Annotated in this window: 12 protein-coding genes; 2 read left to right on the forward strand and 10 right to left on the reverse strand. The window is 70.8% G+C overall.

Annotated elements, in window-relative coordinates; translation table 11 throughout:
* Positions 1–27: 27 nt before the first annotated feature.
* Entirely contained in the window at positions 28–1,815 is a 1,788-nt protein-coding gene (locus tag ACQHIV_RS21245) for a DEAD/DEAH box helicase (RefSeq protein WP_427884719.1), read from the reverse strand.
* Between the two features lie 146 nt (positions 1,816–1,961).
* Between ACQHIV_RS21245 and ACQHIV_RS21250 the strand changes: the two genes are divergently transcribed.
* On the forward strand, positions 1,962–2,231 hold the full coding sequence (locus ACQHIV_RS21250) for a DUF3039 domain-containing protein (RefSeq protein WP_380191453.1): 270 nt from the start codon (positions 1,962–1,964) through the stop codon (positions 2,229–2,231).
* Between the two features lie 3 nt (positions 2,232–2,234).
* Here ACQHIV_RS21250 and ACQHIV_RS21255 read toward each other — a convergent pair whose 3' ends face one another.
* Genes ACQHIV_RS21255 through ACQHIV_RS21265 form a run of 3 tightly spaced genes read right to left on the reverse strand, consistent with a single transcriptional unit; the run spans position 2,235 to position 4,610 of the window.
* Entirely contained in the window at positions 2,235–2,792 is a 558-nt protein-coding gene (locus ACQHIV_RS21255) for a YqgE/AlgH family protein (protein WP_380191455.1), read from the reverse strand.
* 7 nt (positions 2,793–2,799) lie between these two features.
* On the reverse strand, positions 2,800–3,183 hold the full coding sequence (locus ACQHIV_RS21260) for a VanZ family protein (protein WP_427884720.1): 384 nt from the start codon (positions 3,181–3,183) through the stop codon (positions 2,800–2,802).
* A complete protein-coding gene (locus ACQHIV_RS21265) occupies positions 3,180–4,610 on the reverse strand; it encodes an NAD-dependent malic enzyme (protein WP_427884721.1) in 1,431 nt (476 codons plus the stop codon). The genes ACQHIV_RS21260 and ACQHIV_RS21265 overlap by 4 nt, the downstream gene beginning before the upstream one ends.
* Positions 4,611–4,717: 107 nt before the next feature.
* Between ACQHIV_RS21265 and ACQHIV_RS21270 the strand changes: the two genes are divergently transcribed.
* The gene (locus ACQHIV_RS21270) at positions 4,718–5,713 is read left to right on the forward strand and encodes a LacI family DNA-binding transcriptional regulator (RefSeq protein ID WP_427884722.1); all 996 of its coding nucleotides are present in this window, start codon (positions 4,718–4,720) and stop codon (positions 5,711–5,713) included.
* Positions 5,714–5,769: 56 nt separating this feature from the next.
* Here the strand turns inward: ACQHIV_RS21270 and ACQHIV_RS21275 are convergent, their stop codons facing one another.
* The 6 genes from ACQHIV_RS21275 to ACQHIV_RS21300 all read right to left on the reverse strand — a co-directional run bounded on the left by ACQHIV_RS21275 (position 5,770) and on the right by ACQHIV_RS21300 (position 13,708).
* Complete coding sequence (locus ACQHIV_RS21275) at positions 5,770–6,765, reverse strand: substrate-binding domain-containing protein (RefSeq protein WP_427884723.1); 996 nt, start codon at positions 6,763–6,765, stop codon at positions 5,770–5,772.
* A 12-nt stretch (positions 6,766–6,777) separates the two neighbouring features.
* Positions 6,778–7,797 carry an ABC transporter permease gene (locus ACQHIV_RS21280; protein ID WP_427884724.1) on the reverse strand — a complete coding sequence of 340 codons (1,020 nt, stop codon included), beginning with the start codon at positions 7,795–7,797 and terminating at the stop codon, positions 6,778–6,780.
* A complete protein-coding gene (locus tag ACQHIV_RS21285; RefSeq protein WP_427884725.1) occupies positions 7,794–9,314 on the reverse strand; it encodes a sugar ABC transporter ATP-binding protein in 1,521 nt (506 codons plus the stop codon). The genes ACQHIV_RS21280 and ACQHIV_RS21285 overlap by 4 nt, the downstream gene beginning before the upstream one ends.
* 250 nt (positions 9,315–9,564) lie before the next feature.
* Positions 9,565–10,710, reverse strand: a complete 1,146-nt coding sequence (locus tag ACQHIV_RS21290) for a CaiB/BaiF CoA transferase family protein (protein ID WP_427884726.1) — start codon at positions 10,708–10,710, stop codon at positions 9,565–9,567.
* A gap of 47 nt (positions 10,711–10,757) precedes the next feature.
* The gene (locus tag ACQHIV_RS21295; protein ID WP_427884727.1) at positions 10,758–11,885 is read right to left on the reverse strand and encodes an alpha/beta fold hydrolase; all 1,128 of its coding nucleotides are present in this window, start codon (positions 11,883–11,885) and stop codon (positions 10,758–10,760) included.
* Positions 11,882–13,708: a hypothetical protein gene (locus tag ACQHIV_RS21300; protein WP_427884728.1), complete on the reverse strand. Its 1,827-nt coding sequence runs from the start codon at positions 13,706–13,708 to the stop codon at positions 11,882–11,884. Before ACQHIV_RS21300 ends, ACQHIV_RS21295 begins: the two co-directional genes overlap by 4 nt.
* Positions 13,709–13,725 lie beyond the last annotated feature (17 nt).

Raw genomic sequence — 13,725 nt, forward strand, 5'->3', positions numbered from 1 at the left:
TGCTGGGCCTCGGGGTTCACCTGGCGGTCAGGCGCGGCGCTGGGTGGCCCAGTCGCGGATCAGCTCGATCCGCTCCTTCAGCTGGATCGACGACGCGTGCGCCGCGGCCGGCCCGCCGAGCTTGCGCCGCAGGTCGTTGTGGATGACACCGTGCGGCTGGCCGGTTCGGTGGTGCCAGGCGGCGACCAGGCCGTTCAGGTCGCGGCGGAGCAGCGCGATCTGCTCGTGGGTGGCCAGCTCGGTCGGCGTCGGGTCCTCGCGGTCGGCCGGCCGCGAGGACTTCTTCTGCGCCGCCAGCGACTTCTGCTGCCGCTTGTGCAGCAGCTCGCGAACCTGGTCCGGCTCCAGCAATCCCGGCAGCCCGAGGAAGTCCAGCTCCTCGTCGGACGCGTTCTCGCCGCCGGTGCCGTAGTCGCCGCCGTCGAACACGACCCGATCGAAGCTGGCGTCCGACCCGAGCGCCTCGAAGTTCCCCTCGAGCTCGTCGCTGGCGCCCTCGGCCTGGTTCGCCTGCTTCAGCAGGTCGTCCTCGAGCGCGAAGATGTCGCCGTCCTCGTTGCTGTTCTTCCGGCCGAGCACGTGGTCGCGCTCGACCTCCATCTCGGCCGCGAACCCGAGCAGCCGGGTCACCGACGGCACGAACACCGACGCCGTCTCACCCCGCTTCCGGGCCCGCACGAAACGTCCCACGGCCTGGGCGAAGAACAGCGGCGTCGAGGTCGGCGTCGCGTACACCCCGACCGCCAGCCGCGGTACGTCGACGCCCTCGGACACCATCCGGACGGCGACCATCCAGCGCGACTCGTCCTCGGCGAACTTGGCGATCTTCTTGCTCGCCGCCTTCTCGTCCGACAGCACGACCGTCGGCGCCTCCCCGGTGAGCTCGCGGAGCGTCTTCGCGTACGCGCGGGCCGTGTTCTGGTCGCCGGAGATGACCAGCGCGCCGGCGTCCGGCATGTGCCGCCGCACCTCGGTCAGCCGCTTGTCCGCGGCCGCGAGGACGGCGCCCATCCACTCGCCGGCCGGGTCCAAGGCGGTCCGCAGCGCCTGCGCGGTCAGGTCCTTCGTCAACGGTTCGCCGAGCCGCGCCGCGACCTCGTCGCCGGCCTTGGTCCGCCAGCGCATCTCCCCGGAGTACGACATGAAGATGACCGGCCGTACGACGTGGTCGCGGAGCGCGTGACCGTACCCGTAGGTGTAGTCCGCCCTGCTCCGGGCGACGCCGTCGTGGCCCTCCTCGTAGGTGACGAACGGGATCGGGTTGTCGTCGCTGCGGAACGGCGTACCGGTCAGGCAGAGCCGGCGCGCGGCGGGCTCGAACGCCTCCCGGACGCCGTCGCCCCAGCTCAGCGCGTCGCCGCCGTGGTGCACCTCGTCGAGGATCACCAGGGTCTTGAACCGCTCGGTCCGGACCCGGAAGGCCAGCGGGTTCACGGCGATCCCGGCGTACGTCACCGCGACGCCCTGGTAGTCCTTGTTGGTCTTGCCGCGGCGCCCGGCGAACGCGGGGTCGATGGCGATCCCGGCCCGGTCCGCGGCGTCGGCCCACTGCACCTTGAGGTGCTCGGTCGGCGTCACCACGGTGATCCGCTCGATCACCCGCCGGTGCAGCAGCTCGGCGGCGACGGTCAGCGCGAACGTCGTCTTACCGGCGCCCGGCGTCGCGACCGCGAGGAAGTCCCGCGGGTTGGTGTCCAGGTACTGCTGCAGCGCTTCGGCCTGCCAGGCGCGCAGCTTGCTCGCGGTACCCCACGCCGCGCGGTCCGGATAGGCCGGTGGCAGGACAGCAGGATTGGCCGGCACGTGCGAATCCACAGACAGCTACTCCCCCGAAGGTCGACAGTGTGCCGGGCAGGAAGGTTACCTGACGCACGTGACAACTGCGGGGTGCCGTGTCGGGGTACGGGCGATCTGTGGAGAAAGTTCCGGGCCGGCTGGTGACACGTCCTACACTCGGGGGTATGAGTACTCAGCTGACCCCCGGCGCGGAGACGGTTGTCGACGAGCGGACCCAGACCTCGCCGGCCGAGCCAGGCGATCACGAGCGGTTCTCGCACTACGTGCCGAAGGACAAGCTGACCGAGGCGATGGTGATGGGCACGCCGGTGGTCGCGCTCTGCGGCAAGGTGTGGGTGCCGAGCCGCGACCCACAGCGTTTCCCGGTCTGCCCGGAGTGCAAGGAGATCTGGGACTCGCTCAACCCCGGTGACGACGGCGACGGCGACGAGTAGTCCTCAGTTCTGCGTCGGGTCGTCGGGGTAGGTCGACACGTAGGCCATCTGGTCGTTCTGGCGGCGGAGCACCCGCCGCCACAGCGTGTCCGGGTCGTGGCCGAACACGTCCGCCGGTTCCGACTCCACGACGTACCAGGCACCCTCGGCGATCTCGCCCTCGAGCTGGCCGCTGGACCAGCCCGCGTACCCGGCGAAGATCCGCATCCGGGTGATCGCGCCCTCGAGCAGCTCCGGCGGTACGTCGAGGTCGACCAGCCCGATCCGTCCGTAGCACTCCCGCCAGCCGGGCGGGTCGGTGTCCGCGACCACCTCGGCGACCGCGAGCGCGCTGTCGGTGCCGACCGGGCCGCCCATGAACAGCACGCCGGGCTCGTCGACGGCCGTCGACCAGTTCGGCAGCACCCGGTCCACGGACAGGTCCGCGGCCCGGTTCACCACCACCCCGAGCGCGCCGTCGTCGTCGTGGTCGAGCAGCAGGATCACCGACCGACGGAACGGCGGCTCGTCGAGCAACGGAGTCGCCACCAGCAGCGATCCGGTCAGCGTCGAGACCGTCATGTCTCCATCATGGCGTACGGCGGGGCAGCCGCGAGCGCTTTACCGTCGTCAGCCAGGCACCCAGCGCGACACCGGCCAGGTCGGCGAGCGTGTCGAACGGGTCGCCGTCGCGCTGCGGCAGGAACCAGTGCTGCACGAGTTCGCTGACCACCGCGTTGGCGGCCAGTGCCCCGAGCAACCAGCGCGCCGGTACGCCGGCCTTCAGCCCGGTGAACGCCACCGCGCCGAACAGGACACAGTGCGCGACCTTGTCGAGCTGCGGGATGCCCAGGTTCGGACCGGCCTCGCGCGGCGCGTAGACGCCGTACAGCTGCAGCGCCACCGCCGCGACGAAGGCGATCCGCCAGGCCCAGACCGAGACCTGGGAGGCGTTCTCCGTGGTGAGCGTCACAGGGCGGGCGCGTCGTCCGGGAAGTTCTCGTGTGCCGGGGCCTTGCCGCCGGCCGCGTCCCGGACCGCGTGCGCGACCCGGGTGTGCACCTCCGGATGGAAGACGCTCGGCACGATGTACGTCGCGTTCAGCTCCTCGTCGGTGACCACACCGGCGAGCGCCTTCGCGGCCGCGAGCTCCATGTCGACCGACACCTTCGACGACTGCGCGTCGAGCAGACCGCGGAACACCCCGGGGAAGACCAGCACGTTGTTGATCTGGTTCGGGTAGTCGCTGCGGCCGGTGGCCACCACGGCGGCGTGCTCGCCGGCCTCGGCCGGGTCGACCTCGGGCGTCGGGTTGGCCAGCGCGAACACGATCGCGTCGTCGTTCATCGTCGCGATGTCGTCGCCGGTCAGCAGGTTCGGCGCGGAGACGCCGATGAACACGTCGGCACCGGCCAGCGCGCCCTTCAGGTTGCCGCTGTACTTGGCCGCGTTGGTGTTCTCGGCGATCCAGCGCAGCTCCGGCGACAGGCCGTCGCGCTCGGTGTGGATCACGCCGTCGATGTCCGCGACCACCGCGTCCTTGACCCCCGCGGCGAGCAGCAGCTTGAGGATCGCCGTACCGGCCGCACCGGCGCCGGACAGCACCACGCGGACGTTCGCGATGTCCTTGCCCACCACGCGGAGCGCGTTGAACAGCGCCGCCAGCACCACGACCGCCGTACCGTGCTGGTCGTCGTGGAAGACCGGGATGTCCAGTTCCTCACGCAGCCGGGCCTCGATCTCGAAGCAGCGCGGCGCGGAGATGTCCTCGAGGTTGATGCCGGCGAACCCGGGCGCGATCGCCTTGACCACCTGGATGATCGCCTCGGGATCCTGGGTGTCCAGGCACAGCGGCCAGGCGTCGATCCCGGCGAACCGCTTGAACAGCGCGGCCTTGCCCTCCATCACCGGCAGCGCGGCCTTCGGGCCGATGTTGCCGAGGCCGAGGACGGCCGAACCGTCCGTGACCACCGCGACACTGTTCCGCTTGATGGTCAGCCGGCGGGCGTCGTCGGGGTTGTTCGCGATCGCCAGGCAGACCCGCGCGACGCCCGGGGTGTAGATCATCGACAGGTCGTCACGGTTGCGGATCGGGTGCTTGGCCTCCATCGAGATCTTCCCGCCGAGGTGCATCAGGAAGGTCCGGTCCGAGACCCGGCCGATCTCCACGCCCGGTACGGCGCGCATCGCCTCGACCAGGCGGCCGGCGTGCTCGGTGTCGGCCGCGGCACAGGTGACGTCGATCCGCAGCCGCTCGTGGCCGGACGCGGTCACGTCGAGCGCGGTGACCAGACCGCCGGCCTGCTCGACCGCGGTCGTCAGCTTGCTCACCGTCGAGCCGCCCGCGGGCACCTCGAGGCGAACGGTGATGGAGTACGAAACACTCGGCAAGGCAGTCACGCGGGTGATCCTCTCATGTCACTGGTAAGGCGTCGCGGTTCCGTAGGTTAAGAACACGGGTAATCCATTACCCGAGGCGCTACTGTTCGGGCAGGAAGGGAGTGACCGTGCCGACTGTCAGCGACGTGGCCGCGCGCGCCGGGGTGTCGACGGCGACCGTGTCCCGGGCGCTGAACGGCAAGCCCACGGTCGATCCCGGCCTCGCCGAGCGGGTCCGGACCGCGGCCGCCGAGCTCGGGTACCGGCCGAACGGACCGGCGCGGAACCTGCGCCGCCAGGAGGCCGCGGTGGTCGCGCTGATCATCTCCGACGTGGAGAACCCGTTCTTCACCGCGATCGCCCGCGGGGTCGAGGACGTGGCGCACGAGGTCGGGTACTCGGTCGTCCTGTGCAACTCCGACGAGAGCCTCGCGAAGGAACGCCGGTACCTCGACGTCGCACTGCAGGAGCGGGTCGCCGGGGTGATCCTGTCGCCGAGCGGGCCGGAGTCGTCGGTGGCGCAACTGGCGGCGCTCGGTACGGCGTACGTCGCGGTCGACCGGCCGTTGCCGGGGACGGACAGCGACGTGGTGCTGGTCGACACCCGGGCCGCGGCCCGCGAGGCGACCGCGCATTTGGTTGCCCAGGGCTACGAACGGATCGGCTGCATCACCGGGCCGTCCGGAGTGCGGACCGCGGACGACCGGCTGGCCGGATACCGGGAGGCGCTGAAGGCGGCCGGGCGGCGGCGTACGACGAAGCTGGTCCGGCGGACCGAGTTCAAGGCGACCGGGGCGCACCGGGCGGCGCTGGAACTGCTCGCCCAGCCCGAGCCCCCGGACGCACTGCTGATCGCGAACAACGCGATGGCGGTCGGCGTACTGCAGGCCCTGCAGGAGCGCGGCGTTCGGGCAGGCCGAGACGTCGGCGTCGTCACCTTCGACGACGCCCCGTGGGCAGCGTTGGTGGACCCACCCCTCACAGTCGTCGCCCAGCCCGCCTACGAACTCGGCACCGTAGCCGCCAACCTCCTGCTGGACCGAATCGCCGACAACACCCGCCCACCCACAGCCACCACCCTAGGAGCCCGCCTGATCCCCCGAGCCAGCTCCCTCCGCGGCTGACTGCTGGTGCTGGGGAGGATTTCTTCCCTGTCCGGGGGCAAATCCTCCCCAACTCGTCAGCCGTTGGGGTTTTCCTCGGCGTAGATCTTGGCGGCGTTGGACGGGTCGATGAGGCGGGTCGGGAGGGTCTGGGTCTTCTCGATGGTGCCGCAGTCGATCAGGATCTTCTTCGCGGCGGCGATGGCTTCCTTGCCGTTCGTCGGGTACGTGAACGTCGCCGACAGCCGGCCCTGCTCGACCGCCTTGATCCCGCCGGACGGAATCGGCAGCGCGTCGATCCCGGTGAACTTCATCTCCTTCTCCCGGCCGACCGCCTTCGCCGCCAGGTACGCGCCCTCCGCCATCGGGTCGTTGTGCGAGAACACCACGTCGATCTTCGGGTTCGCCTTCAGCAGCGCGTCCATCTGCGACTGCCCCTTCTCCCGCAGCCAGTCACCGCTCGCCGACGCGATCACCTTGACCTTCGGGTTCCCCTTGATCCCCTCGACGAACCCCTCGTGCCGCTCGGCCTGCGGAGTCGCCCCGGCCAGGCCCTTCAGCTCCACGACGTTCCCGCCGTTCGGCAGCAGCTTCTCCGCGATGTACTTGCCGGCCTCGCGCCCGATCTGGACGTTGTCGCCGCCGATGAACCCGGTGTACGCGTCGCCCTCGACCTTCCGGTCCAGCACGATCACCGGGATGCCCTTGTCGTAGGCCTTCTTCACCACCGCGGTCAGCGGCTTCGCCTCGTTCGGGCTGATGATCAGCAGGTCGATCTGCTGGGTGATGTAGTTCTCCACGTCCGCGACCTGCTTGGCGTTGTCCTGCGCCGCGTCCGCGAACTTCACGTCGAACTGCGGCACCTCCTTGGCCGCGTTCTTGATGTCGTCGTCCATCCGCTGCCGGTACGGCTCGGCGACGTTCGCCTGGCTCATCCCGATCGTGTACTTGCCGTCGGCACCCTTGCACGACTTCGATGCCCCCGGCGACGAACCCGCGGTTCGTTCGTTGGTGGTTCCACAGCCGGCCAGTACCAGGACGGCGACCGCGGCAACTGCGAGCGGCAACTTCATGACAAACCTTCCTTACGACGTGGGGCGGAGCCGTTGCAGCGCGGCGGCGGCAACGATCACCAGTCCCTTGATCAGGAGCTGGATGTTGGAGTCGATGTTGTTCAGGGCAAGGATGTTGTTCAGTACGCCGAGCAGCAGCGCGCCGGCCACCGTCCCGGCCACCGATCCGCGGCCGCCCGCGAGGCTGGTACCGCCGATCACCACCGCGGCGATCGCGTCCAGCTCGTAGCCGATACCGTCGTTCGGGCTGCCCTGGTTGAGCTGGACGGCGTGCACGATGCCGGCCAGCGCCGCGAGCAGCCCGCAGATCGCGAACACCGCGACCTTGACCCGCACGACCGGTACGCCGGACAGCCGCGCGGCCTTCTCGTTGCCGCCGACGGCGTACAGGTGCCGGGAGAACGCGCTGACCCGGAGGAACACCACCGCGGCGGCCGCGACCACGGCGAAGATGATCACCGGGATCGGTACCAGGCCGCCGAAGGTGCGTTCGCCGAGCAGCGCGAAGGACGCCGGTGCCTCGTTCGGCCCGTCGCCGTACGCGATCGCGACGCCCTGCCCACCGGACCAGATCCGGGCCAGGCCTCTGGCGATCTGCAGGCCGGCGAGCGTCACGATGAACGACTGGATCCCGAGCATCGCGGTCGCGATCCCTTGCAGGGCACCGAAAACCAGCCCGATCGCGAGCACGAGCACGACCGACGGCAGGAATCCCCAGTTGTCCTCGACCATCAGTACGGCGGACCCGACCGCGGCCAGGCCGAGCACCGCGCCGACCGACAGGTCGATCCCGCCGATCAGGATCACGAACGTCATCCCGACCGCGATGATCCCGATCTCGGACATCGCCCGGACCACGTTCGCCAGGTTGTCCGCGCTGATGAACAGGATCTCGCCGTTCTTCCGCGGCGAGAACACGATCGCGGCGATGAAGACCGCGATCAGCCCGAACACGCTCTGGAACCGGAACAGTGTCGCGGCCACGGACGTGTTCTCAGCCGGGGTCACCTTGTCCTGCACAACGTCCGTCACTGCATCGCTCCTTGTCCCATCGCGGCGGCCAGCAGATCCCCCTCGCCCGAGTGCGCCGTACTGAACGAGGCCACGTCGCGCCCGTCCCGCAGTACGACGACGCGGTCGCAGACCCCCACCAGTTCGGGGAGTTCGGACGAGGCGAGCAGTACGCCGATGCCCTGCGCCGCGAGCTCGCCGAGCAGCCGGTAGATCTCGGCCTTCGCGCCGACGTCGACGCCGCGGGTCGGCTCGTCGAGGAGCAGCAGCTTCGGCTCGGTGAGCAGCATCCGGCCGAACACGACCTTCTGCTGGTTGCCGCCGGACAGCGTGCCGACCTCGTCCTGCATCCGCCCGAACTTCAACCGCAGCCGGTCCGCCATCGACGCCGACGCGGTCCGCTCCAGCCGGCGCGCGACCACCCCGAGCCGGCCGTACGCCGGGAGGCTCGAGACGACCGTGTTCGCGAGGATCGAGTGGAACAGCACCAGCCCGGACGCGCGCCGGTCCTCCGGGACGAAGCCGATCCCGTGCGCGAGCGCCTGCCGCGGGCTGCGCGGGCGGATCGGCTTGCCCTGCAGGACAATCCGGCCGGTCAGCGTGCCGCCGGGCGCGACGCCGTACAGGGTCTCGAGGAGTTCGGTCCGGCCGGAGCCGAGGAGTCCTGCCAGGCCGACGATCTCGCCGGCGCGGACGGTCAGCGAGACGCCGTCCGGGTCCCGGCGACCCGGGCGCTTCGCCTTCAGGGCGAGGTCCTCGACGCGGAGGAGTTCGTCGCCGGTGTCGCTGTCGGGGGTGCTGAACATGGTCTGCACCGGGCGGCCGACCATCGCCTCGACGACTTCGGCCGTACTGAGTTCGCGGGGGTCGAAGCTGGTCACGATCCGGCCGTTGCGGAGGACGGTCGCACGGTCGGCGACCTGGGCGATCTCCTCCATCCGGTGCGAGATGTAGACGATGCCGACGCCGCTCTGCCGGAGTTCGCGGATCACGTCGAAGAGCCGTTCGACCTCGGAGCTGGTGAGCGCGGAGGTCGGCTCGTCCATGATCAGTACGCGGGCGTCGAGCGAGATCGCCTTCGCGATCGTGACGAGCTGCTGCTCGCCGACGCGGAGGTCGCCGACCGGTCGGCGCGGGTCCAGGCTGACACCGCCGCGGTCGAGGAGTTCGCGCGCCGCGCGTTCCATCCGGCGCCGGTCGACGGTCCGGTACGGCGTGCGCAACTCGCGGCCGAGGAAGATGTTGTCCGCGACCGACAGCGCCGGGACGAGGTCCAGCTCCTGGTGGATCATCGCGATCCCCGCGGACTGCGCGTCGGTCGGCCCGTTGAACCGCACGGGCTCGCCGTCGATCGCGATGGTTCCGGCGTACTCCGTGACGTCGCCGGACAGGATCTTCATCAGCGTGCTCTTGCCGGCCCCGTTCTCCCCGAGCAGCGCATGCACCTCACCGGCCCCGAGCACGAAGTCGACCCCGTCACAGGCCTGCACCCCGCCGTACCGCTTCCCGATCGCACTCATCGTGACGAGGTCCGGCACCACAGCACCTCCACGATTCGGGCGAGTAATCGATTTCCCGGACGCTAGACCGCACCCCTCCAGCCCGTCAACCCCTCACCGGGTCAAGAATCCCCAGCTCGGCCGCTCGGCCGCCGGCCTTTCCACCACCGTCGAACAGCTCGCGCGCGGACGCCCAGCACTCACCAACTGCCGGGAGCAGCTCGGTCCGACGCTCAGGTGAGCGAAGGCTCGGCAGTTGGCGGGTGGTTGGTGAGTGGTGTAGGTCCGCCTACTCCTCCAGCCACCGGCGGACCGACTCGTTGTGTTCGCCCAGGCGGGGTGGGGGGAGGTTGGTTTCGCGGGCGCCGGCGTAGGGGTTGTCGTCGAAGCGGAGGGGTGGGCCGGGGAGCTGGATGGGGCCGAGCGCCGGGTGGTCGACGTCGATGAGGAGGCCCTGGGAGCGGGTCTGTTCCCAGTCGTAGACCTGCTGGAAGTCACGGACCTTGCCGGCCGGGATTCCCTTGTCCGCAAGGCGTTCCAGCCACGCGTCGGCCGCGTCCCCGGCGAAGGCGGTCTCGATCGCGGCGGTCAGTTCGTCGCGGTGCGCGACCCGCGCCGGGTTGGTCGCGAAGCGGTCGTCGTCCGGGTCGAGGCCGACGATCGGTGCGAACAGCCGCCACAGCCCCTCGCTCCCGACCGCCACCTGCACGATGTCGTCGCGGGTGCGGTAGAGCCCGTACGGCGCGATCTGCGCGTGGTGGTTGCCGACCCGTTCCGGCAGCTCGTGCGCGACCGTCCACTTCGTCCCATGGAACGCGTGGACGCCGACGACCGCGGCGAGCAGGCTGGTCCGGACGACCCGCCCCTTGCCGGTGATCGCGCGCTCGTGCAGGGCGGCCAGCGCGCCGTACGCGCCGTACATGCCGGCCAGCAGGTCGGAGATCGGGGCGCCGACCTTCGTCGGTTCGGTCTCGCCGGTGATGCTCATCAGGCCGCCCTCGCCCTGGGCGATCTGGTCGTACCCGGCGCGGCCGCCCTCGGGGCCGTCGTGCCCGAAGCCGGTGATCGAAAGGATCACCAGGCCGGGGTTGAGCTCGTGCAGCCGCTCGGTGCTGAACCCTAGGCGGTCGAGAACGCCGGGGCGAAAGTTCTCGATCAGTACGTCGGCCTTGCGGACCAGCTTGACGAGGAAGTCCTTGCCTTCGCCGGACTTGAGGTCGGCGGTGACCGACTCCTTGTTCCGGTTCGCGGACAGGTAGTACGTCGACTCCCCGTCCACGAACGGCGGTCCCCAGCCGCGGCTGTCGTCCCCGCCGTTCGGCGTCTCCACCTTGATCACCCGGGCACCGAGATCCCCCAGCATCATCGCCGCATGCGGCCCGGCCAACGCACGGGTCAGATCCACCACGACGACATCCGAGAGAAGATTCTGCACGAAGTCGAGCGTAGGCGAGGACGCCGCGGTGGGCCGTGACGAGACTCTCAGGCGGACGCCTTGCGGGCGAGGGAGGCGAGGCGGTGGGTGACGTCGCGGGGGCGTTCCTGCATGAGCATGTGGCCGGCGCCGGGGTAGATCCAGAGGCGGGCGGTGGGGAGCTGGGCGGCCATGCGGTTGGCGTGGCGGGGCGGGAGGAGCCGGTCGCGGGTGCCGTGCATGATCTCCACCGGCAGCTGCTCCAGCACCTTCAGCGCGTCACCGCGGTCGTGCTCGAGCATCGTCTCGAAGAACCCGCCGTACGACGCGCCCGGCACCACCGCCAGATCCTCCAGGAACAGCTCCACCTCGGCCGGATCCACCTTCTTCCCGAACACCACCTGCTTGAGAGCGGGCCGCTGGAGCAGCGCAGCCCGCGCGCCCGCCCGCCGGGCCGCACCAGCGAGCCGCGCAGCGGCCTGCCCCCGAGCCGACGCCGCTCCGCCGCCCGCCGCCCGTGGACCGGCCCCCGCCGCCGAACGCAGACCGCCCTCCGCCGCACCACCCGTGCCGTGCGAGGCAGCATCGCCGCCCGCCGCGCCGTGTGAGGATCCGCCGGCCGCGGTGGCTGCCTCTCCCCCGGCCGCCTCGGTCCGGCGGGCCGCCTGGCGGTCGATCCTCCGGCCCACCGCGTTCAGTACGCGGGGGGCGATTCGGGCGGCTGTGGGGTCGAAGCGGGCGGGGATGCCGAGGGCGCCCTCGGTGAGGTGGCCGGAGGTGGTGCTGACCAGGGCCGCTGCGCGGATGCGGGAGCCGAAGAGTTCCGGATAGCGGTCGGCCGCGGCCATCAGGGTCATGCCGCCCATCGAGTGCCCGGCGTACACGACCGGCCCGTCGCCGACGACCTCGTCGAGGACCATGACCAGGTCGTCCGCCAACTGGTCGAGCCGGGTCGACCCGGCCGGTGCGGCGTCGGAGCGCCCGTGGCCGCGGTGGTCGTAGGTGACGACGCGTACGGCGTCCTCGCCGAGGATCTGCGGCAACCCCTCCACCTGGTTGTGCCAGGAGCGGGTCGAACACGTCCAGCCGTGCACCAGCAGCACCGTCACCGGCGCGTCGGCCGGCCCGGTCACCTCGACGTTCAGGCGTACTCCGTCAGGGGTGGTGACCCCGGAGCGCTCCAGCTGGATCGTCACGCGATCTCCCGTTCTCGATCATCGGACTTGCTCAAGTGGGCCGCTCGGAGCCGGCCGCCGCGGGCGCCGCGCCCGACCAGCCAGGCGATCCCGGCCACCTCGAGCAGCCCGACCACGGCCAGCAGCGCGTACCCGGCGTTCCACATCCATCGTGGCACGTCGGTCCGCTCCTCCCGCCGCAGCACCTGCTGCTCGTCGATGAACTGGACCGTCTGCCCGTTCGACACCTGTACGGCGGGCTTCGCGATCGCCGCGTCCTCCGGCGCGTACACCCAGGCGGCGACCATGTCCCGCTGCCCCTGGTGCAGCCGCACCATCGACTTCCACTTCCCGTACATCGGCAGCGCGTCCCGCGACCGGTAGGTGCCGTCGGCAACCTTCTCCATCGGGTGGTACACCAGCCCGCCGCCCTGCCAGGCCAGCGCCTCGAACCAGCGCGCCCCGTCGGCCGCGTCCGCGGGCGTGAGCGAGATCGTGACGTACGCCGTCGGCTCGGCCCCCGTGGCCACCCGCTCCAACGACACGACCCCGGTCACGCCCGGCTCCGCGGACCGCGGTACGCAGAAGAACACCGTCGCGGCGACCGCGACGAGTCCGACGGCGCCGAGCTGATGGGTACGCCGGACCGCGACGGCCCGGACGTGCTTGATCCCGATGGCCCGCTCCTCGCCCGCGACCTCGGCGTACCGGGTCGCCAGCCAGGCCCCGACCAGACCGGCCCCGGCGCCGACGATCACGCCGTACCCCAGAGCGGCCGGCAGCATCGACGACGGCCAGGCGATCGGCATCCAGACGTGGCTCCAGGCGTACTCCGCGACCACGCCGACCGTTCCGATCAGCACGCCGGAGACGAGGCCGAGCCGGAACCGGTTCTTGTTGCCGAGGGCAAACGCCGTCGCCTCGACGAGGACCGCCTCGACGACCAGCAGCGGGAAGTGCCCGACGATCTGCCCGAGCGGTTCGGCCACGGCGTACGCGATCCCGCCGCGGATCACCAGGTACACGCCCAGGGCAACGAACGTCGACCCCGGTCCGCGCCGCGCCCGCAGGACCGTGAAGCCGAGCGTTGCACCGAACGCGATCAGGATCGGCTGCAGGATCAGCGGGAACTGCGGTACGCCGTAGTTGAACTCGGTGCTGAACAGGTCCCACGCGATCAGCAACGCCCCGACCGACACCATCTCCTGGAAGACCCGGCGCTTGTTCGGACCGACCAGCTGCTCCACCTCGGCGATCGCCAGCAGCCGGGCGAAGATCGAGAACACCACGCCGCCGATCATCAGCAGGTGCGTCGGGCCCCACAGCGTGACGTCCTCACCGAACAGCCGGTGCCAGACGTCGTCGAGCGGGAACCCGACCAGCGCGAACGTCCCGCACACCGTGACCAGCGCCGCGCTGCACGGGATCCGCCAGCCCTTCGTGAGCCGGATCGTCCGCGCCGGCAGCGGCTTGCGGGCGAGCGCGATCGGCAGTACGCCGGACACGATCACGCCGAGGATGCCGAAGAAGATCGGGTAGTGCGCGGCGGTCCCGAACGGCCCGGTGTCGCGGCCGCGGTCGATGTGGATCGCGATGTCCCACCAGACCCCGAACGCGCAGGCCAGCAGTGAGACCGCGTGCAGGTACGGCGTGAGCGCGGCCCATCGGGGGACTCCGTCCAGTCTCCCGATGGTGTCCGCGAACCTCCCTACCAGGGTCTCGTGGCCGGTGCGTTCGCGCCACAGGAGCACGGCGAGTGCGAGGTACAGACAGCCGACCACGCCGGTGACGATGGCGATCTGGTCGAAGGTCGCGGTGCCGGTGGTGGCCAGCGGGACTGCCATTGGCGTACTCCTTCGGG

Source organism: Kribbella polygonati (genome assembly GCF_050320105.1).
In the GTDB taxonomy this organism is placed as follows: Bacteria; Actinomycetota; Actinomycetes; order Propionibacteriales; family Kribbellaceae; genus Kribbella.